We start from the raw sequence: 21310 nt of genomic DNA, 5'->3' as shown, positions 1-21310 counted from the left end.
TTTGAATACTCACTATGTACTTAAAAACTGTACTGTTTAGCGCGTCAACTCTTCTTATTTTGGGTTGTAACTCCGAATCAACTAACCCATCTACTGAAGAAAGCGGATGGATAGTTGTAAGCTCTCACTCCGAGCCAAGAAAGCATCAGGTAATTTACGAAAAACATAGCAGGAAAGGTCTAAGTCTTGCCACTAACGTTCCGGATCTTGACCTGCCTTTAACTTACCAACTGGCGAACCAAATTATTGAGGTCAAAGAAGAGCTTACATTTGGTGAAAATATTGACGGGAACCGCCTAACTTGGAAAGCTATTGGCAATGCTAAACTTAGAGAAAATCAAGTCCACTACGGAGTTAATAAAGATTACTCAGCTTCTAATGAAGGTATTGCTATCGGTTATGTTAACTTTGAGTCGAGGTTTGAGGCTGAAGGACAGCTTGGAATCGAAAAGTTAGTAATTGCGATGTATGACGATGTCAAGAGTGTCGAATTTTACTCTGGATGGGATAGTTCTAAAATATCTTGTTACCAAAATACGTTTGATGAAGACTTAGCTTGTTACGGTGAAATTTTAATTAACGACGATATAGTTCATGTTTTTGATAAATATCTGTCGTATGAATATGTAAACATGGTTTACGACACCGTTATGTCCAAAGGTCGAGAAGATATAATTGAGGCAGATTTTCAGCATCAAATTAAATACTTACTAGTCGAAGAGAATAACGTTGAGATGCATTAGCTTGATTACTTTTTGGTAATGAGTGGCTTTTCGAAGCCGAAGTGACCATGAGCAAGATTATTAGATTTTACAAAACTCATTTATGTTCAAAAAATGAGTTTTGTAGATATTAAAATGCATGGAGCCAAATTCTCTCACTGATTCTATGAAGTTTTTGTGCGCTCTAACCACAAGACAATCTATAAAAGTCGTTGAGCCAACGTCTTTGCCACAATGCCACCTGTTAATAAGGCTTTCAATGCCTCTTTCTCATTACTATTCAAATGTGCGCTGGTTAATGATTTTTCTGTAAGTAACACAATTGAACGTGATAGAAGTAACAAAATGGCCTCTTAACGGTAACGTTCCCGAAAAGTTTATATATTATCGCCCTCATTGATATAAGTAGTAGAGACGCTCTGAGTACGAGCGCTCTGAAATTCAGACTTTAGATGGACATTTAAAGTCACCATAAGTTTGCGATTTTTCTTGGGAACGTTTGCAATATGCCTAAGTATAAATTTACGTGAGACTATGGAAATGAAACTACACACTTTGACGATGGCAGTAGCGCTTGGACTGGTTACTGCACCTGTATTCGCAGCAACAGATGTTGACGCTCTTGAAAAGCGAATTAATGAATTAGAACAGAGACTTGAGCAGACAGAAAAAGCATCCACAGAAGCAAATGAGAAAGCCTCAAGCTTTGAGTTTCATGGCTACGCTCGTTCCGGGCTACTGATTAATGACGATCTGAATGGTGCAGTGGGTACTGGTCCTTACATGACGGCAGCTGGTGCTATTGGCGCTCCAGTTGGGCGATTAGGGGTAGAGGATGATCATTATGTGGAAGCAAACCTTATTCACAAACGCTTTGCAGATGATGGCTCTAGCGCTTTGTTCCGAATCATGTTGGCAGATAGTACGGAAACCAATAACGAATGGACGGCGAGCGAGAGTCAATTAAACGTTCGTCAGGTATATGCTGAGCTAAACAAGTTGAGCATGTTCTCTGAATCAAGAGCTTTTGCTGACGCGACGTTTTGGGCTGGTAAACGATTTGACCGTGATAACTTTGACATTCACTTCTTTGACTCGGATATTGTTTTCTTATCTGGCACTGGTGCTGGTGTGTATGACATCCAAATGAGCGATTCGTGGAAAGCAAACTTCTCGATCTATGGTCGTGATTTTGGTGAGATTGATAGCTCGTCAACAGATGTTGAAAACTATATCGCGACAATGAACAACCGCTTCGGTAATTGGCAATTGATGCTGAGCGGCATGACGTCTGCTGATAACAATGATCGCGTAGAAGGCGCAGCGGACAAAGGTTTACATGCGATGTTTGCTTACCATGGCGATAACTTCTTTGGCATGAGTGAAGGCTTCTCTAAAACCGGTATTTTGATGGGTGATGGACTGGGTGCGGAACTTAAAGGCATCGGTTCAAACGGAGATTTGTTAGAAGACGCAAAAGCCGTACGCTTGTTCAGCTATGGTGTAACACGCATCGGCGACAACTGGCGTGTAGCACCTGCGTTGCTAGCAGAACACAGCCAAGATCGCTTTGCTGAAAATGATGAATTTACGTGGGCATCGTTCAACATCCGCTTAGCGCAAGAGTTTACGCAGAACTTTGAGATGGTTTATGAAGGCTCATACCAATACATGGACCTAGACAATGCGATTGATAAAGCAAGTGGCAGTTTTTACAAAGCGACAATCGCACCAACGCTTAAGATGTCTACCGCTGCAGGTTTCTTTGACCGTCCGGAGCTACGTTTTGCAGTTAGCTACGTTGATTGGAGCGAAGACTTGAATGGCTACTCGATTAGCCAGGATGCGGGTGCTGCAACGATGGGTGATGGTGGTGAAGTTCTGTTTGCACTGCAAATGGAAACTTGGTTCTAAAGGGATCTAACCGACAAAGAGTAATAAGAAAAGCGCCAACTGATTTCTGTTGGCGCTTTTTCATTAACAGGACTGACGCTCAATTGTTTTGAAGGTTAGTACCATCTTACTCATTTCAAAACTTCTGTTGGCAATTCTATCTAGTAGCAGCTTCGCACCATTTTCACCTGCTTTATCAAATGCATAGTTAAATGTTGATAAGGTTGGGGTGCACACTGATGCGAGCTCATCATCACCAACTCCTAGCACTAAAACGTCTTTACCCGGTGTTAACCCGAGCTCTTGAATCGCTCTCATCGCACCGATAGCAATACGGTCTGTCGCACAGAACAAGCCATCTAGCTTAGGGTTCTTTGTTAAGTGTTGTTTTGCCAATGAATAGCCAGAATCGATGGTAAAGTCACCACGAGCATGGAAGGCGATCTCAAAACCATGGTGTTGCAGCGCTTGAACAAATCCTTCAGAGCGTTGCTTATCTACCGCGATATCGTCACCTTGCACACCAATAAAACCCATAGTTTGGCAACCTTTTGCAACCAGTCTATTTCCCGCTTCAAACCCTACTCGTGCGTCATCATGAATGATGCTTGGAATGTTAAACATGGAACCATCTTGACCGACGAGCACAACTGGAACGGCTGAGTTTTGAATTGCTTTTACCAGCTTGGAATCGAGGTGGGTGGCGTAAAGAATGATCCCTTCAACCCGTTTTTGGTTAAAGATCTGAATGTATTCCAGTTCTTTTTCGTGGGCTTGGTGAGTGCTAGCAAGTAAGACATGCTTCCCGGCTTTTTCAAGGACATCGGTTAATCCATCGACACCTTGGGATGTGGCATGAGAGGAAACCCGAGGAACAATGACACCAACCAGATTGGTCTTTTGAGATTTTAGATCTTTAGCGACTTGGTTCGGCACATAGCCACACTCCGCTACTGCTTGGCGGACCTTCAGTTTTGTCGCTTCTTTTACGCCATATTCATCGTTTATAACCCGTGACACTGTTGATTTTGATACGCCAGCCAGACGGGCGACATCATGCAGACTCGCCATTGTTCCTATCCATTCTGTTTTTCGTTTTTGGGATTGTTTGCAAAGAGAAGATGAAAAGCTCTTTGATAAGTAGCGATTCTAACCCCCTATACTGCTCTTAGGGAGAGAATTTGACGATCATTCTCACATTCTCTCTGCTTTATCTTTGATCATTTGGTTTTATTGAGCAAAAATCTGTCTTGCAAACGTTCCCGAAAATTTCGCAAGCTCAGATAATAATCCAATGGGGTATGAAATGAATTATCCGGCAGTAGCAAAAGAGTTGTTAACTCTATTAGGTGGTAAAAGCAACATCACCGCACTTGCGCATTGTGCGACACGCTTACGCCTTGCCGTTGCAGATGAGCAAAAAATAGATGAACAAGCGATTGATAGCCTTGAAGGAGTAAAAGGGCAGTTCAAAGTTGCGGGTCAGTACCAAATCATTTTTGGATCAGGCATCGTAAACCAAGTTTATGCAGAAATGGCGAAGTTGACGGGGATGAGTGAAATGTCCACCAACGACGTTGCGTCTGCTGGCGCAGAGAAACAAAACATCGTTCAGCGCGCGGTGAAAGGGCTGTCTGATATTTTCGTCCCAATCATTCCCGCAATCGTCGCTGGCGGTTTGTTGATGGGTATCTATAACCTATTGACTGCTCAAGGTTTGTTTATCGATGGCAAATCTTTGATTGATGCCAACCCAGGACTGACAGACTTGGCGAACATGATCAACACGTTTGCGAACGCTCCGTTTGTTTACCTGCCTATTTTGCTGGCATTTTCAGCCAGTAAGAAGTTTGGCGGTAACCCTTATTTAGGGGCGGCGTTAGGTATGTTGATGGTTCACCCTGACTTGTTGAATGGTTGGGGGTTCGGCGGCGCATCTGTGTCTGGCAACATTCCGGTTTGGAATATTCTTGGCTTTGAAATCCAAAAAGTGGGTTACCAGGGTTCGGTGTTACCGGTTTTGGTATCGGCATTCATTCTTGCGAAGGTTGAGCTAGGCTTACGTAAAGTCATACCTTCTGTTTTAGACAACCTTTTAACGCCATTACTGGCGATTTTCATAGCGGGTTTGCTAACGTTTACTGTCGTCGGTCCGTTCACACGTGATATCGGTTTCCTATTAGGTGATGGTCTGAACTGGTTATACAACACAGCTGGCTTTGTTGGTGGTGCGGTATTTGGTCTTATTTATTCTCCGTTTGTTATTACTGGTATGCATCACAGCTTCATTGCGATTGAAACTCAACTTCTTGCGGATATTGCGACGACGGGTGGCACTTTTATCTTTCCTATTGCGGCGATGTCTAACGTTTCTCAAGGAGCGGCAGCGTTGGCGGTGGGCGTGATGAGCAAAGATAAGAAGATGAAAGGTATTGCGATTCCATCTGGTGTTACGGGTTTGCTGGGTATTACAGAACCGGCTATGTTTGGTGTTAACTTAAAACTACGTTACCCATTTATTGCGGCAGTTTGCGCCGCGGCGTTATCGAGCGCGTTCATTACAATGTTTAATGTAAAAGCTCAGGCATTGGGTGCAGCAGGTCTTCCAGGCATCATTTCTATTACGCCAGAGAAGATTGGATACTACATCGCGGGTATGGTGATCGCGTTTTTGACCGCATTTGTTCTCACCATTGTTCTTGGTATGCGTGACCGCGCTAAAGTCGGTAGAAAAGCAGCGGCTTAATCTGAACTCCTTAAGGGTGGAGTCCCCCAAAATCCACTTCTTTTCCTAAATGTTTGGGGTGCTAGCCAAGCACTAATGGCTTGGCTAGCCTTTTTCAATTTTTACTTGGTAGTGAAAGTGTTCAACACGTTGGACTATCAGGGCTTTAATTTCAAGGTAAGCAAGATGAATCAAGTGTGGGTAACTGGTGATGCTGTTGTCGATCTAATACCGGAATCTGAGACTTCTTTACTCAAATGTCCCGGAGGTGCACCAGCGAATGTCGCCGTAGCAATTGCTCGTCTATCTGGTAAGAGTGCGTTTTTTGGACGTGTGGGTGATGACCCATTTGGTCGCTTCATGCAATCAACGCTCGATCAAGAGGGCGTGAGCACGGAGTTTCTCGTTAAAGACCCTGAGCAAAGAACATCAACAGTGGTGGTAGATTTAGACGATCAAGGGGAACGCAGCTTTACATTTATGGTAAAACCGAGCGCTGATCAGTTTATGTCTGTTGAAGACATCCCTAACTTTAAGCAAGGTGACTGGCTACACGTTTGCTCAATTTCACTGGCAAATGAGCCAAGTAGAAGCAGCACGTTTGACGCGATCAAAAGAGCAAAAGCCGCTGGTGGTTTCATTAGCTTTGACCCTAACTTGCGCGATGAAGTGTGGCAAGACCAGTCAGAAATCCAAGCTGTCGTGATGAAGGCTGTAGCGATGGCCGATGTGGTTAAGTTCTCTGAAGAAGAGCTTTTGTTCTTAACTGACTCAACATCGATGGCGCAAGGTTTACAACAAATAGCCTCTTTGAATATTGCTTTGGTCTTGGTGACACAAGGTGCGAAAGGTGTTTGGCGCGTCTTTGAAAGTCAGAGTGAACTGATCACAGGTCAAGTCGTAAGTCCGATTGATACCACAGGTGCGGGTGATGCTTTTGTCGGAGGGCTACTGGCATGCCTGTCTCAGTATGACGATTGGAAAAAGCATCCTGTTGTTAGCTCTGCGATTCAATGGGCAAATGGCTGTGGTGCATTAGCGACGACGCAAAAAGGCGCAATGACCGCGCTTCCGACCCAGACAGAGTTGCTGCAATTTATTGGGCAATGATCTTCAGATCCAATTTCAGTTGAGAAAAATTATGAGCTTAAACAACCGCTGGACTGTAGAGCAAAGATATCGCCGACTTGAGCAAATCCCTCAGTGTGATATCGAAGAAATGACACTTTCACGTCAGCAAGATAAAGGCTTTCCTAGTTTTCATATCGCCCCTAGATTTGGGCTGTTAAATGACCCAAATGGGTTGTGCTATTTCAATGGTGAGCACCACATCTTTTACCAGTGGACGCCTGTGGGACCAGTCCATGGAATGAAGTATTGGTACCACCTTTCTACTAAAGACTTCATCCATTTTACTGATCATGGTGTGGGTCTTCATCCCGACCAAGACTACGATTCACATGGTGTCTATTCGGGCGGTGCTTTGGTGGAAAACAACAAGGCTTTGCTGTTTTTTACTGGTAATAAGCGTGACCAAAACTGGAATCGAATTCCAACACAGTGTTTTGCCACCATGGATTCAAACGGCAACATTGAAAAGCATGGTGTGGTCATTGAGAACGAACATTACACGGAGCACTTTCGTGATCCAAAAGTTTGGAAGAAAGGCGACGACTATTTGATGGTGGTGGGTGCTCAAACCAAAACCGAGCATGGTTCAATGGCGCTCTATCAAAGTAAAGATTTGAAAACGTGGCTGCATAAAGGTCCAATTAAGACCAAGTTTTCTGACCTTGGGTACATGTGGGAGTGTCCTGATTTCTTTGAGATTAATGGTCAATCGGTGATGCTGTTTTCTCCACAGGGCGTGAGCAGTAGTAATCCTTATGATTTCAAAAACATCTATTCTGTCGCATATATCGTGGGTGATCAGTTGAACCTAGAGTCGATGACTTTAGAAAACCACCAAGATATTTTGCAGCCAGATTATGGGTTTGATTTCTACGCCCCACAAACCTATTTAGATGAGAATGGGCGTCGCATTCTTATTGCATGGATAGGGTTGCCAGAAATCGATACACCATCGGTCACACACCAGTGGGCAGGAATGTTGTCTCTTCCTAGAGAACTAACGTTGAAAGATGGTTTTCTTGTTCAAACTCCGCTCCCTGAGCTGAAGAATTTAAGAAAAGAAGAGGTGGTCTTTGCACAATCCCATACACTGGAAAGCACAAGTTGTTTGATCCAATTAGACCTTGAGGGCGATGGCTTTGAACTTGAGCTGAGTAACCTCAAAGGTGACAACATCGTCTTTAGTGCGACAGAGCACGAGTTTATGCTGGACCGTCGTCACATGTCTCATTTGTACGCAGAAGAATTTGGTAGCATTCGAAAAGCACCAAGATTGGACGCTAAGCAGACGATTGATATATATATCGACAATTCTGTCATCGAGATTTTCATTAATGGTGGCAAACACACGATGACCAGTCGTTTCTTTATTGATGATCTTAGTAAAGTAACGTTGATAGGGTTGGAACAAGCAAGGCTTTTCCCTTTGAAAGGTATAACTGGTTTGTTTGAATCAGCTAAGTAACGGTTTCGAATACATTAAAACACCCTTCATTGATTTAGTGAAGGGCGTTTTTCTTTCTAACTATCTAACTTAACTGCCTATCACGCACGTAAGTTGTTTGAACTAAGGTATCCAGAACAACTTCATTCTTGGTGACTTTGAAGTTTAGCGGTTGTTCTAAATCCCCAAATAGAGGTGCGCCGCCGCCAAGTAGGATAGGGAAGCGCGTGATCACCATTTCATCGATAAGATCTTCTTTCAGGAAGTTCTGAATCGTCACTCCGCCGTCGATGTAAAGATCGTTAAAGCCTTTTGCGTTTAGCTCCGCAAGCACATCTTTTTGCTCGCCTTTTACTAGAAAGACTTTGTCTTCGTAGCCTTGTGGCACTTCTGTCATGGTATTGCTGAGTACAAACACAGGTTTGCTGTATGGCCAATCGCAATCAAAGCTCAGTACGACATCTAGGGTGTTGCGTCCCATTACCAAGCCATCAATACGCTCCATCAGTGAGAAGAAACCAGTATCAATGTTGTCTGGATTTGGTACTGAATGTAGCCAGTCGAGTTTGCCCTGCTTATCTGCGATGTAACCGTCCAGACTGGTTGCAATAAATACGATATTTGCCATGAGTACCTCATCAAAATGGTGATGCTTGAGCCAAGCTAAAGTATGGTTTAAAATTAACTCTACAATGTAGAATAAGTATGAGTTTATCGAGAAGATCAAATGTCTGTCAACGAAAAGAAACGCGGGAGACCAGCCGCTAAGCAGTCGCAGTTAAGCGCAGAAAGCATCCTAGATACAGCTAAGTCATTGATGAAAAAGGATAGCAAGGTACCAAGTATTCGCTCGTTAGCGACGCAATTAAATGTGGATCCTATGGCGATCTATTACTACTTCAAAAACAAGAATGCGTTGCTTGAAGCGTTGACCACATCGCTGGTGGAGGAAATTTATCAACCGAAAGTGAATGAAGATTGGCAAGGCGAACTCAAAAATTTGTGTGTTAGCTACATTGAACTGCTGCGTGAGTACAACGGGTTATTGCAAACCATGCTGAGCATGACATCGTATGGCCCTGCTCAAGTGTTTACCGAGCGCTATCAAATCATTGTTCAGTCTTTGGCATTGTCTCCGCAAGTGGAGAGAGACAGTTTGGATCTATTGGCAGATTACCTACACGGGTTCGCGCTTTCGATCAGTTGTTGCCACGATACGAGCTTGATTAAGACGGAGATGATGGATGGGCCGTTGAATCTGATCTGTTCTTCGTTATTGGCATCTCGAACCTAGTTCACATTACCGTGACGTTTTTACTTATAGCGTGAAAGAAAATCCCATAACCAAAGGTTCTAACTAAAAGAGATTGCAGGACTTTTATTTAGCGAATTCGACCTAATATCTTGAGTATGCCTAATCGCAGTTGGCGAAGAGGTGATGTTAATAATGCTTGCTGGCGCGTAAGACCCGTCAGTTTGAAGATGCATTCAAACACAATAAGGGAAAACAATGGCTAACGAATACATTCCACCAAAAGTTTGGACAAACGATAATGAAAACGGCGGTCAGTGGGCGAGCATCAACCGTCCGGATTCTGGCGCACGTCATGAGCAAGAGCTTCCAGTTGGTGAGCACCCATTCCAACTTTACTCAATGGGTACCCCAAATGGTCAGAAAGTGACGATCATGTTTGAAGAGCTTTTGGCGGCTGGCGTAACGGCAGCAGAATACGATGCATACCTGATTAAGATTGGCGATGGCGACCAGTTTGGCTCTGGCTTTGTGGCTGTTAACCCAAACTCTAAAATTCCGGCATTGGTTGACCGTTCGGGTTCTGAGCCAGTGAACGTGTTTGAATCTGGCAACATCTTGTTTTATCTAGCAGAGAAGTTTGATCATTTCTTACCAAAAGAAGGCGCTAAGCGTGCTGAGGTAATGAACTGGTTATTCTGGCTGCAAGGTTCTGCGCCATATCTAGGCGGTGGTTTTGGTCACTTCTACGCGTACGCACCAGAGAAGTTCGAGTACCCAATCAACCGCTTTACAATGGAAGCAAAACGTCAGTTAGATGTATTAGACAAGCGTCTTGCGAACAATGAATTCCTAGGTGGCGATGAGTACAGCATCGCTGATATCGCAACATGGCCATGGTACGGCAACCTTGTGTTGGGTCGTGCTTACGATGCGGCTGAATTCTTAGACGTAGAAAGCTACAAAAACGTTGTGCGTTGGGCAAAAGTAATTGATGAGCGTGAAGCGGTAAAACGTGGTCGAATTGTGAACCGTTCATGGGGTGAAGAATGGGAGCAGTTACCTGAGCGCCACAGCGCAGAAGATATTGATAAAGTATTGAAACTTAAACCATAAGCAATCTTGGCCTAGCTACGTCAAATGAGTTTAGTTTTATCTATGCTTATACAGTGACCTTAATCAAATCTATAGCGCACCATATACGGTGCGCTATTTTTATTCTCATTTAGTCTCGAAATGCTAATTTATATCACCTCTTGAAGAGCATTTAGTTCGTAGATGAATCTTTAATGTATTTATATATTATGATGCAAAACAAAGCTCATATTTCCATGTTAAATATGGACTGGTCATACTACTTTCTAATAATTAAATTATTTAAAGATTATAAACTGATTTTATATCCATTATAAATAAAATTAATGATAATTAATATTTGACATAACCACTAAATTTATGTGGAGTATGCGGGTTGATTTGTTTTGAAGAAATAAAATTAATTTCTAGTACTTTTATTTAAGACAAGCTTAGCTTTTAGTGATGTTTAATTATTAATGCTTATATCATGAAAGAGGATATGTATGATGTCGTCGTTTGAGTCGTACTGGGTTGGGATACGTCAAAGAATAGCCGCACAAACCGAAGGTAACCGCAGTTTAAAGTCTCTAGTAATTAAAAAGCAGCGTGTGAACTTAAATAACAGTGGGTTATCCTTTCGCGCTAAGTCCGGATGCCTTATCCCTCACTGTTATACCAAGTTCTCTGATGAGATAAACCTAAAAACATCGAAAAAATCGTCTCTTAGTTTTAAGAAAGGAAAGCTGTATTTTTCTCCGATTTAATAATAAATGAAATTTACATAAATTATAATCTGAGGTTTTTAAATTTATCGATAATTAATTGCGATTTTATGATGCGTTTTCAATATGTTTTCTTGGTAAGTAATTAACTGGACTTATTGTTGGTTGTTTTTGTTGTTTCCTATTTAGATATGGATAAAAGCTCAACTACTTTTCCTATACCAACTTACTCCCTGAATTGACTTGTGCGCTTTTTCTCTCCTCTCAAAAAACATAGCGTTACGGAATTATTTTCGCTCCTGTTTCATTCTTCAAGACGAAACCTCTACCTACCTCTCATTATTTTCGACAAACATTGAGTAAAAGTAACCAATCGTAACAAGGTGGCTGTAACTGAGCGCCGTTTCAATATACTCGTTTTTTAACTAGGTAATCCCGCGCTTTGAATTCATTCGGGTACCGTTTGTAAGCCTTAAATGCTATTAAGATAAGATGTCATGATGAGAAAAAGTACTATATTACACACAGTGTTAATTACAGGGTTCGCTGCTGTATCCTCGTTGGCTTATGCTGCGCCTTCAGTTGTGCCAAATGCGCCGGAACTCAGTTCTCGTGGTTATGTTTTGATGGACTTCCATACGGGGAAAGTACTGGTTGAACGTGATGCCCACAAACGTTTAAACCCCGCGAGTTTAACGAAGTTGATGACTGCTTATGTAGCTGGTCAAGAAATTAATACAGGCAATATTACGTTGAATGATGAGGTTGTCATCAGCCGAAATGCTTGGGCAAAAAATTTCCCAGATTCTTCAAAAATGTTTATTGAAGTCAATACTTCCGTTTCTTTGTCTGACTTATACCGTGGTCTGATTGTTCAATCTGGTAACGATGCCAGTGTCGCTATTGCTGAGCATGTTGCGGGAAGTGAATCAGGGTTTGTGAGTTTGATGAATAGTTGGGCCGCCAAGCTTGAATTGTCTAACACGGCATTCACCAACCCTCACGGCCTAGACAGTGACGGTTTATATTCGACACCTTATGATATTGCCAAGTTGGGCCAAGCGATTATTCGTGACTTACCTGATATCTATCCGCTGTATAGCGAAACCTCGTTTACTTACAATGGCATCACTCAATACAACCGTAATGGCTTGCTTCGTGATCGTAGTATGAATGTCGATGGCATGAAAACTGGTTATACAAGCGGCGCGGGTTATAGTCTAGCGACTTCTGCAACACAAGGTGATATGCGTTTGATTGCCGTAGTGATGGGAGCGAAGAGTGAGAATGTTCGTGAATCAGAAAGCAAGCAGCTGTTGAGTTATGGCTTCCGCTTTTACGATACGGTAATGCCGACTGAGGCGGGTGCGGAACTTGCGAAAGCTCGAGTTTGGATGGGCGAAAAAGACGAGCTTACTGTCGGCGTAGCTAACGATGTTTATCTCACTTTGCCAAAAGGAGATGTAAAAAATCTGCAAGCGGAAGTTGAATACAACGGTGATTTAGTTGCGCCAATTTCTGAGCAACAAGTGGTTGGTAAAGTGCTTTACAAAGTCGACGGTAAGGTCGTAAATGAAGCCGAGCTCGTTGCATTGGAGTCCGTGGAGGAAGGCAGTTTATTCAAGCGAATTTTAGACTGGTTTAAGCAATTGGTCGCTAGCTGGTTCTAAACAGTAGCGAACTTCTGTCTATATCACTCTATCTTGTTAATTTTCTATTAAATCAGTTTACTAAGGCGACCAACGTGGTCGCCTTACGTTTTTGGAATACTCGTTGCGTTAAAACGCAGGCCTTCTTGTAAGGGTGTGTTTTACCTGACCAAGAGCGTTTTGTGTTTTTGGGTGCGAGAGAAAAGAAACTAGAACAAGAATGGAGTGACACGTGCACAAGATTTTATCTTTGACATTGATTTTATCGCTCATGGGCTGCGCTATGCCTTACCAGCAGGAGGTCGATAGCGGCCAATGTGTTGGAGTCATGACCTCTCAGGATGCATATGGTTATTTAAACCCAAACCATTACACGATGCAGGTACTCGCGCTAAAGCAAGAAAAAGATGTGAAAGATTATATTCGCTATATCGATCCTAAGCATCCGGTTTGGGTTAACTGGAAAAACAGCCGAGGCACGCGTTGGTATACGGTAACTGTTGGTGATTTTAAAACGAAACAGGATGCCTACAATGCGCTTTCTTCATTACCAAGCCGTGTAAAGCAGTCATCCCCGTTTGTGCTGACTTTTGCGGAAATGCAGCGTAAGCAACAAACGAGTGTTGTGAGAATGCGTTAGCCAACAAAAAACGGAAGCGATGGCTTCCGTTTTTGTATTTAGGAGTAAGCTTAAAGCGCCGCTAAAATCGTTTCTGCTTTGCTTGCTTCAAACTCTTTTGGCTCTTCAACGTTTAGCTTAGTCACTGTGCCGTTTTCAATGATCATTGCGTAACGTTGTGAGCGAATACCACCAAAGCCGCCTGTATCCATTTCAAGACCCAATGCTTTAGTAAAGCTAGCGTCGCCATCACCCAACATCAGAATCTCAGAAGCGTTTTGAGCTTCGCCCCACGCTTGCATCACAAATGCATCGTTTACAGAAACGCACGCAATTAAATCAACACCTTTTGCCTTTAGCTCATCAGCTAATACTACATAGCCTGGTAGATGGGCTTCTGAACAGGTAGGGGTGAATGCGCCAGGTACAGCAAAGAGTACGACTTTCTTGTTCGCAAACAGTTCTGTAACGTCGTGGTTAACCATACCATCGGCCGTCAACTCACTTAGAGTTGCAACTGGTAGAGCTTGGCCTTGTTGAATCATGATTCTATTCCTTTTTGTGTGCTAGTTTAGCTTTCTCAGTCTAGCGTTTATAAATGCGGTTAACCACAGAGTCTTTGTAGGGTTTTAATACCTACGCGTTTGACCTAAGGCGTGGTACTGATGCCTTTATTGCAACGCTTCGTGCTGGTTTACGTATTGGCTAACAAGGTGACGATATTTCGCCTTTAACTCGTTATCGATAAAGCTGGCATCAATCGCGTTCATTGTAAATTGGGCAAGTTCACTCTTACTCATTGGATGTGCGTTGTTGACGGCCAGAAAGTTATCCGTCATGTAGCCACCAAAGTACACAGGATCGTCTGAGTTAATCGTTACGGCGACACCTTTTCGTAGCAAATCCACAATATTGTGATCTTTCATATCGTCGAATACACATAGCTTAAGATTCGATAACGGACACACTGTCAGTGGCATTTGGCTTTCGATTAAGGATTCAACTAATGCTTCATCATCAACACAGCGAACACCGTGATCCACGCGGCTCACGTAAAGCATTTCAATTGCATCGCTAATATTTTGTGCGGGGCCTTCTTCACCTGCGTGAGCAACGGTAAGTAAGCCTTCTTCTACTGCTTGTTTAAATACGCGCTTGAATTTAGCTGGCGGATGACCTTGTTCTGAAGAATCTAGCCCAACACCAATGATCATATCACGGTGTTTCAGAATAGCCTGCAGGGTCTCTATGGCGCTCTCTTCTGAAAGGTGACGGAGAAAACACGCAATAATTTGCGAAGTAATGCCAAGTTTTTCGTGACCATCTTTTAGCGCACGAGCGATTCCATTGATAACAGTGTCAAAGTCTATGCCGCGTTCTGTGTGTGTTTGAGGGTCAAAAAAGATTTCGGTATGAATAACGTTGTCTTCTTTACAGTGCAGTAAGTATTCCCAAGTGAGATCGTAAAAATCTTGCTCCGTACGCAGAACTCCCGCTCCTTGGTAATAGAGGTCGAGAAATGATTGTAAGTCTGTGAACTGATATGCGCTGCGTAGTTCACTCGGAGAAGAGTAAGGGATCTCGATGCCGTTTCGTTTTGCTAATTTGAATAAGAGTTCCGGCTCAAGTGAACCTTCGATATGTAAGTGCAGCTCTACTTTTGGAAGACCTTGAATAAATGCGTTCATATTCCACCTTATGTGTATTGTGGATGCAGTTACTCTAAGAATAGGTATAGATAGAAATAAATCGAACGCTATCACAAAGAGTAAGACCCACGATGATCTCAACTCTTCGTAATCAGCACTTTGCGGGAACTGGTAGAGACCCCCAAACCATATCATTGGGGTTATACGAAGCAAACGAGAGGGATTATACGCAAAAATATCGCTTTGGCTATACGCAAATAACCTAACTGTCATTAGTCACGGGGTTTCCTGTGAGCGAAACGACTATTTGCAAGTCACTTGAGTATAGAGGAGCCAGTTGTTTTTGCGTGTGTGAGAGGCACGTGTAATTAGAAGAGTAGTCTAAAAGAGTGGAGATTCGTTTGAGCAAAGGTAGGTGGCGGTACCTTGCACAACGATAAAGGCAGAGAAAGCACTAGAGAGCATTTATAGATCGAATAACTTATCAAATTCTCTTTGTTCCATAATGTCTTCTATGCGGCGTCGAGTTTTCTGCTTTACCGCCGCCGCGTTTTGTTCAGACTCTTTTTTGTCTTTTTCTGACTGCTTCTTACTTTTTCTAGCCATTGGATACCTTCCAAATTAGTTGCATTATCCATTAATGCATGAAAACTGAATCAGTTAACAGTAAAACTTCCTAACTTTGAACCTGAATCACAGAGAATAGTTCCAGATTGCGTTTTCTCACAATATTCAAAATCGATCATGAAGCTATGAGAAAGAAGTTTCGGTAATACGTGCCTTCGTAAAATATCACCATTTAATTGATGTATTTTAGCGTTCCAAGAGGTTTGAGGTTGTTCTAAATTAAATTCAATTTCTAACATTTATTCTCCTGTTTTTTAGTGATTTTCTCTTTGTTAAGTAATTGATACCAATGCCTTTGACGGCCAGTTCTTTTTGAGGACATGATTTTTCCTATAAATAATAAATTAAGCAGTACTATTCAGTTTATTTTAGATAGCACAAAGCAATGCCTAAAATTAGGCTGAGTGATTGATGAAAGAATATTTTTGAAGGAGAGAGGTTTGGTGCAGCATGGGCATGCTACACCAAGAAAAGCAGTCTTATAGAGGAGTTACTTCAGTCGCTTGAGGACCTTTTTTACCTTGCTCTACATTGAAGCTTACTTTCTGACCTTCAGTCAGTGTTTTGAAACCGTCAGAAACGATAGCGTTAAAGTGTACGAATACATCTTGGCCGCCGTTGTCTTGAGATAGAAAACCGAAGCCTTTAGTTTCGTTAAACCATTTTACTGAACCAGTTACTTTAGACATAAAAATACCTTTGAATTAAACATTAAAATTATGATTTGTTTTGTGGATCTTTTCTAAGCTATTGAATGTTCAATCAAGAGGAAGTTGTACGCAGGTGTCTGAATTGGGGATTCAAGATTTTACTGAGAGGAAACTTAAACTAAATGTTGCATTAACAGCTCTCTTCTAAGAGCCAAGGCACACTATACACCTTGTTTAGAAAATAGCTACATTTATTTTAGATAAATTAAATGTGCTCATTATTAACTCGATAAATTGTATTGTTCGAAAAAGTTGAATAAGTAGAACGAATAGTATGGCTCATAATTTTAGCTCATCAACCTAAAATAGAACCTTATCGATAGCCATAGATTGAACATGCGATTTGCAAGCGGTCACAAAGATAAACTAGGAGAACTAGTATGAGTACATTCAGAGAAATTCGTCAGCTTATTCCTGCGCAACCTACTGCTGATGGTGATGGAGTGAAAATTCGCCGAGTAGCGGGTTTCAATCATGCTAGCTTTTCTCCATTTTTGATGATGGATGAACTCAAATCAGAAGACCGTGCTGACTATATCGGCGGTTTCCCTCCGCATCCGCACCGCGGTATCGAGACGCTTACTTATATGTTGAAAGGTCATTTCCAGCATCGTGATCATATGGATAATGTTGGCGAGCTTCGTTCCGGTGGCGCACAGTGGATGGCAGCAGGAAGAGGCGTCATCCATAGCGAAATGCCTATTATGAGGGAAGGCGAACTGCATGGTTTCCAAATTTGGATTAACCAGCCTGCGAAAAATAAGATGCAGCCAGCTCAATATCATGACTTTCAACCTGAAACGATCACTGAGTTTGATACTCCGAATACGGGGGTTGTACGTTTGATTGCGGGTCATATGACTATAAACAACGAACGAATTCAGGGGCCGCTAACAGAGACAGGTGTTGCTGCCACGGTAGCCGATTGGAGAGCGATGGGTGGTCAAGCTTTGAATTTGAACACGGATCAAGACAACAACATGATGCTCTATGTCTATAAAGGTCGTATTCAATTAAAAGGTCGTGAGATCAATCAAGGCGAAATGGCCATTTTATCGAAAGGTGAATGGGTTGAATTGCAGGCCGAAAAAGAGAGTGGTGCACTGATCTTTATAGGTGAGCCAATTAATGAACCCGTGGTGCATTATGGCCCTTTTGTCATGAATAGCATGGAAGAGATAGAACAAGCCATCCAAGACTACAACTCTGGGTTGTTTGAAACTTACTAGTTTTGACAGTCTACTCGCTTTCTCAGTTAGCGAGCAAATTAAAACAGTTTTGAGCCTGAATATTGGGCTCGACCAGAAGCAAATACGATAATCCACTGCCATCGAATTTGCGTTAGCCACGTTTAATCCACGTGGCTTTTTTCTACTTCTGACTCCAGCGTATGATGGCTTCCTTTCCTGCTTCAATTCCTAACTCATAAGCATGACGCAGTGGTGCTGGCGATCGACTCAGCCGTTTCAACTTGAATGTTTCAGGAGGACACACTTGAATGATTTCGATACCAGGTGGTGGGTTGTTGATCAGCGCTAAGGTCTGATTGTAGCGAACTTCACGTGTCAACATCGGTTCAATTAATCCGGGCGTTTCTTTCAACATCCTCCTAGTTAGGGCGCTGAATCTTCCTCTTGGCTTTTGATAGCTTGCGGGCTGACTGCGTAAAACCATAATCTTTTTGGCTCCTCGATTTATTGCTTCTGCAACAGGAAGTGCGTCTGAGACGCCACCATCAACGTATCTAATTCCGTTCAGTGATACGCCATTTCGGTAAAGTACAGGCAGTGCGCTGCTGGCTTTCATTGTTTCTGCCAAGTCGTCGACATCAGGAAGGTGGTACTCCGCTTGCCCATTGTCTTGACGCGTCACGCCTAAAAAGAAAGGTCGTGAATCAGCTTTGAGCGCAGATTTATCGATGCCAAGTTCTTCGAGGGTGACATTCCACATCCAGTCTAAGTTCATCATATCACCACCACGTAGAAGTTGAGATGGAGAGATAAATTCTTTTCTTAAGCTGTAATCGAGGTAGATTTTTAAGTTACGTCCGGGCATTTTAGCTAAGTAGGCAGCCAAGTTGCTAGCACCCGCAGACACTCCCCAAAAGCTATCAAATGGAGAGAACTCGCTAGCAAGAAAATGATCGAGTATGCCGCATGAAAATACGCCTCGCATGGCTCCACCTTCGACAATCAATGCTCGAGAGCCTACTTTTTCCATCACTTCGCTCCACTCTTTATCAATCGGATAATAGCGTGCAGCTTAACGCATAATGGTTTTATACCCAAGTGGGCCAAAGGTCTAGGTTGCGTTCCTTTGAATAAAAAGGGCATCAACGGATGCCCTTGTCACTTTTAGCCTATGGAATTGCGGGTAATTGAGTCGCTAATTTAGTGAAGGAGACCGAGCGAATTAGCCCCCTTACATAGAGCCATACCTGTAGTCCCATACTGATCGTTGTTGGAATAGTTTGATGATCACTTGTTAAATAGGCATACAAACACTATCCAGAGCGTTGTAAGCAAAAGTAATGGGGTGAATACTTTCTGGATAGAAGCGCCATCAGTTAAATTGTAAATTTTGATGGATTCATTATAGAACGCTCGTTTGAATTCTTTGAAGCTAATGTCGCTCTTCGCATGCGACTGTTCATAGTGCTGGTGCGCAGCGTCCGATAGCTGGTATTCCAAGTCTTGGAGCTCGTACTCCTTGTTAAAAAACGCATCCCAAGCCGAAAGGCGGGCTATCGTTTTAGGAGATGGATCCCCATTTAGTTTCTCTAGACGCTTAGCATAAGCTGCTTGATATTTATCCACGGTATATTCCTGTCTGAATAGACGTTGAGTTAGAACATATGTAAAAAGAAAAATAAGTAATAAAAGGTTTTTTACGTTCTATACCTGTGATAAATGCTAAAAAGTTCAATGCTCTAGCACTCCGATGTCGCAAATGATATTGATGGAATTGCTCTGCGACAAATAAAATAATTACTCTAGATAACAACGAATTTTTGTTGTTTTTTAAAAAAACTGATCATGAGATTGAGTGGGGAGTTTTACCGAGAAGAATTTCGCTACTGTAACTCTCTATATTTACTCAAAAAGAGAAAATCTTAGAAGCTTTCTTTGATTGATGTGAGATATTTTAGGTCGAAAAGCATTAATTTTGGCTATGATTATAGTTCGTCTTTTTGTTGTTGAACTCTACTTCGAGGGGGAAAGAATCCATATTTCGAGCATAGGATAGCTCGCTTTTTCGTTACGTCGTTCTTGGAGTTTGAGTCAGTGACGACGCTATGAGTCTAGCATCTTGAACTCGATTGGGCGTATTAATTAATTATAAAAGTAAAGCAGTGCTGAGCTAGGATAAACTTCAACGTAAAGGTGACGGTATGAATATACAATCAGCCATTATTGAATATGCGATAGCGATTATAGGCTTACTTTTGACGGGCGTTACCCTCTGAGCATGACTGCCCAGAGGATAGAAAGCGCATTAGCTTTTTGCTAACGATTGATGTTGTATCGAGCCATTGCAGCTTCTTCTGACGATACAACCGTTTTACCAATTGGTGCGAGTGAAATAACCGCTAGCTTGAGGTGTTGGAGCGCAAACGGAATGCCGATTATGGTGACAAAGCATGCTGCGGCAGAAAGTACGTGACCGATAGCTAACCAAAGGCCTGCAAATACAAACCAAAGGACGTTACCAATAACGCCGAGCGGACTCGTGCCAATGTCCATTTCATTGGTCAATTCATCGCGTGAGATGGCCTCTTTACCGAATGGGAAAAAGGAAAAATTACCCATAACGATACACGCACGCCCCCAAGGTATTCCGATGATGCTAATAAAGGCCAAAATACCAAAAAACCACCATAGCAACCCCATAAATACGCCACCAAATACAAACCAAATGATGTTACCAAGTGTTCTCATTCTATTTCCTTTATTCTTGAATGTGATGATTCAGATACCTGAGAGCACCGTAAAACAAATCTAAACCGTCTGTTTTGTCGATGTGTGCTTTTGTGCCCTCATTCACCTGATTGATAGAATAATCGCCGTAGTCTTAACAGAGAATGAATGCCTTCCTTAAGGCAAGTCTTTTTAGTATAGAGCGTAATACTCAATCAAGCATATAGCCAAGAATCGCATTATCTAGAGACAACTTTCTCGAGATATTGACAAATTTGCTCTGCCAATCGATGGCTAGCAATGTTGCGTGTTACTACTTCATCAGCAATATTTCCAGACTCAACGACGCCAAACCAATCGAGCAACATCGAATGGAAACCTTTACTCGTTAGCATTGGCGTCCAGTCTTTCAAATTGATTTTTTGCTCTTGGTTAGCTTGCCATAGTTTGCCTTCAACGAAGGAGTCGAACTCAACTGCCTTGTTTGCATAACAAGCTTGAACGCGCTCTGTAGTGATACCGAAGTGGCGATTCATCGAGGCGTGGAGCAAAGTATCTCCATGTTGCCACTGAATATCTAAACGCGCCAACTGACCACCTTCAAGTTGATGAGTTACATAAGCATCTTTTAGATCGGCTTTGGCTGTGACGTTAACGCTGTCTAATGGGTGAATAAAATCATCAAATATAAAGGTACGAACATCCCCCGGTAGTTGGTGACGGTTCTTTTCCCAGCGTAGCGACTTTAAGTCAGATATGTTGCCTTGCTGCACTTGTGGCATATGTTGGTTGTAAAGTGGAATGTGACGACGGTTAAAGCCCACATAGAGTGGCTGTCTCTCTTTTTCGGCAATGTCGTACAGCTTTTCCACGTCATCAGCACTATTCGCTAATGGTTTGTCGACAAAGGTTGGAATTCCATGCTGCAGAAAAAATGCCGCTATTTGAGGGTGTACGCTTGTTGCCGCATGAATCATGACGGCATCGACGCCAAAGTGCAGAAGTTGCTGGTAGTCTTGGCAGATCTCTGAGATTCGATACTGCTTAGCCAGGCTCTCAAGTGTGTTTGGGTTGCGGGTACAAAATACAAGTTCGATATTTGGAAGCTGAGTGATAACAGGAAGGTATGCTTTCTGAGCGATATCCCCTAGACCAATAATACCAATTTTCATC

21 protein-coding genes and 1 riboswitch are annotated in these 21310 nt (G+C 42.5%); of the genes, 10 read left to right on the top strand and 11 right to left on the bottom strand.

Features of this window, described 5'->3' with window-relative positions; translation table 11 throughout:
• The first annotated feature begins 14 nt into the window (after window positions 1–14).
• Window positions 15–743 carry a hypothetical protein gene (locus tag R7P64_RS08565; protein ID WP_025767960.1) on the top strand — a complete coding sequence of 243 codons (729 nt, stop codon included), beginning with the start codon at window positions 15–17 and terminating at the stop codon, window positions 741–743.
• Window positions 744–1262: 519 nt separating this feature from the next.
• Window positions 1263–2636: a carbohydrate porin gene (locus tag R7P64_RS08560; protein ID WP_318118935.1), complete on the top strand. Its 1374-nt coding sequence runs from the start codon at window positions 1263–1265 to the stop codon at window positions 2634–2636.
• Window positions 2637–2699: 63 nt separating this feature from the next.
• Here the strand turns inward: R7P64_RS08560 and R7P64_RS08555 are convergent, their stop codons facing one another.
• On the bottom strand, window positions 2700–3686 hold the full coding sequence (locus tag R7P64_RS08555) for a LacI family DNA-binding transcriptional regulator (protein ID WP_005373712.1): 987 nt from the start codon (window positions 3684–3686) through the stop codon (window positions 2700–2702).
• Between the two features lie 235 nt (window positions 3687–3921).
• Here R7P64_RS08555 and R7P64_RS08550 point away from each other — a divergent pair, with 235 nt between their 5' ends.
• From R7P64_RS08550 to R7P64_RS08540, 3 genes are all read left to right on the top strand, one after another.
• Complete coding sequence (locus R7P64_RS08550; RefSeq protein WP_318123383.1) at window positions 3922–5361, top strand: sucrose-specific PTS transporter subunit IIBC; 1440 nt, start codon at window positions 3922–3924, stop codon at window positions 5359–5361.
• Between the two features lie 165 nt (window positions 5362–5526).
• Window positions 5527–6450, top strand: a complete 924-nt coding sequence (locus R7P64_RS08545; RefSeq protein WP_318123381.1) for an aminoimidazole riboside kinase — start codon at window positions 5527–5529, stop codon at window positions 6448–6450.
• A gap of 31 nt (window positions 6451–6481) precedes the next feature.
• The gene (locus R7P64_RS08540) at window positions 6482–7936 is read left to right on the top strand and encodes a sucrose-6-phosphate hydrolase (protein WP_318123379.1); all 1455 of its coding nucleotides are present in this window, start codon (window positions 6482–6484) and stop codon (window positions 7934–7936) included.
• 64 nt (window positions 7937–8000) lie between these two features.
• Here the strand turns inward: R7P64_RS08540 and R7P64_RS08535 are convergent, their stop codons facing one another.
• Entirely contained in the window at window positions 8001–8543 is a 543-nt protein-coding gene (locus R7P64_RS08535; RefSeq protein WP_054576134.1) for a dihydrofolate reductase family protein, read from the bottom strand.
• 99 nt (window positions 8544–8642) lie between these two features.
• Here R7P64_RS08535 and R7P64_RS08530 point away from each other — a divergent pair, with 99 nt between their 5' ends.
• From R7P64_RS08530 to R7P64_RS08515, 4 genes are all read left to right on the top strand, one after another.
• Window positions 8643–9209 (top strand): TetR/AcrR family transcriptional regulator, encoded by a 567-nt coding sequence (locus R7P64_RS08530; RefSeq protein WP_213972663.1) that lies wholly within the window; start codon window positions 8643–8645, stop codon window positions 9207–9209.
• 216 nt (window positions 9210–9425) lie between these two features.
• Window positions 9426–10283 (top strand): glutathione-dependent disulfide-bond oxidoreductase, encoded by an 858-nt coding sequence (gene yghU, locus R7P64_RS08525; RefSeq protein ID WP_005373705.1) that lies wholly within the window; start codon window positions 9426–9428, stop codon window positions 10281–10283.
• Between the two features lie 1183 nt (window positions 10284–11466).
• Window positions 11467–12636 (top strand): D-alanyl-D-alanine carboxypeptidase family protein, encoded by a 1170-nt coding sequence (locus R7P64_RS08520; protein ID WP_017819852.1) that lies wholly within the window; start codon window positions 11467–11469, stop codon window positions 12634–12636.
• Window positions 12637–12847: 211 nt separating this feature from the next.
• Entirely contained in the window at window positions 12848–13255 is a 408-nt protein-coding gene (locus tag R7P64_RS08515; RefSeq protein ID WP_005373701.1) for an SPOR domain-containing protein, read from the top strand.
• Between the two features lie 50 nt (window positions 13256–13305).
• On the opposite strand, the gene R7P64_RS08510 is transcribed toward R7P64_RS08515, so the two are convergent.
• The 5 genes from R7P64_RS08510 to R7P64_RS08490 all read right to left on the bottom strand — a co-directional run bounded on the left by R7P64_RS08510 (window position 13306) and on the right by R7P64_RS08490 (window position 16199).
• Window positions 13306–13779, bottom strand: coding sequence for a peroxiredoxin (locus R7P64_RS08510; protein ID WP_005373699.1), 474 nt, complete (start codon window positions 13777–13779; stop codon window positions 13306–13308).
• A gap of 126 nt (window positions 13780–13905) precedes the next feature.
• Window positions 13906–14922 carry an adenosine deaminase gene (locus R7P64_RS08505; RefSeq protein WP_213970327.1) on the bottom strand — a complete coding sequence of 339 codons (1017 nt, stop codon included), beginning with the start codon at window positions 14920–14922 and terminating at the stop codon, window positions 13906–13908.
• An 89-nt stretch (window positions 14923–15011) separates the two neighbouring features.
• Window positions 15012–15111, bottom strand: a riboswitch (purine riboswitch).
• A gap of 237 nt (window positions 15112–15348) precedes the next feature.
• Window positions 15349–15489, bottom strand: a complete 141-nt coding sequence (locus R7P64_RS08500; RefSeq protein ID WP_017633782.1) for a PA3496 family putative envelope integrity protein — start codon at window positions 15487–15489, stop codon at window positions 15349–15351.
• A 50-nt stretch (window positions 15490–15539) separates the two neighbouring features.
• On the bottom strand, window positions 15540–15749 hold the full coding sequence (locus R7P64_RS08495) for a hypothetical protein (RefSeq protein ID WP_005373692.1): 210 nt from the start codon (window positions 15747–15749) through the stop codon (window positions 15540–15542).
• A gap of 240 nt (window positions 15750–15989) precedes the next feature.
• Window positions 15990–16199: a cold-shock protein gene (locus R7P64_RS08490; RefSeq protein ID WP_005373691.1), complete on the bottom strand. Its 210-nt coding sequence runs from the start codon at window positions 16197–16199 to the stop codon at window positions 15990–15992.
• 401 nt (window positions 16200–16600) lie between these two features.
• Between R7P64_RS08490 and R7P64_RS08485 the strand changes: the two genes are divergently transcribed.
• Window positions 16601–17449: a pirin family protein gene (locus R7P64_RS08485; RefSeq protein ID WP_213972664.1), complete on the top strand. Its 849-nt coding sequence runs from the start codon at window positions 16601–16603 to the stop codon at window positions 17447–17449.
• Window positions 17450–17591: 142 nt separating this feature from the next.
• Here the strand turns inward: R7P64_RS08485 and R7P64_RS08480 are convergent, their stop codons facing one another.
• The 4 genes from R7P64_RS08480 to R7P64_RS08465 form a co-directional block, all read right to left on the bottom strand.
• Entirely contained in the window at window positions 17592–18440 is an 849-nt protein-coding gene (locus R7P64_RS08480) for a patatin family protein (RefSeq protein ID WP_206957468.1), read from the bottom strand.
• Between the two features lie 257 nt (window positions 18441–18697).
• Window positions 18698–19036: a hypothetical protein gene (locus R7P64_RS08475; RefSeq protein ID WP_017635147.1), complete on the bottom strand. Its 339-nt coding sequence runs from the start codon at window positions 19034–19036 to the stop codon at window positions 18698–18700.
• A gap of 690 nt (window positions 19037–19726) precedes the next feature.
• On the bottom strand, window positions 19727–20158 hold the full coding sequence (locus R7P64_RS08470) for a YccF domain-containing protein (RefSeq protein WP_005373685.1): 432 nt from the start codon (window positions 20156–20158) through the stop codon (window positions 19727–19729).
• 218 nt (window positions 20159–20376) lie between these two features.
• Window positions 20377–21309 (bottom strand): Gfo/Idh/MocA family protein, encoded by a 933-nt coding sequence (locus R7P64_RS08465; RefSeq protein WP_115386524.1) that lies wholly within the window; start codon window positions 21307–21309, stop codon window positions 20377–20379.
• Window position 21310 lies beyond the last annotated feature (1 nt).

Source organism: Vibrio sp. 2304 (assembly GCF_033339475.1).
In the GTDB taxonomy this organism is placed as follows: domain Bacteria; phylum Pseudomonadota; class Gammaproteobacteria; order Enterobacterales; family Vibrionaceae; genus Vibrio; species Vibrio alginolyticus.
This window is presented reverse-complemented; position numbering and strand designations above follow the sequence as displayed.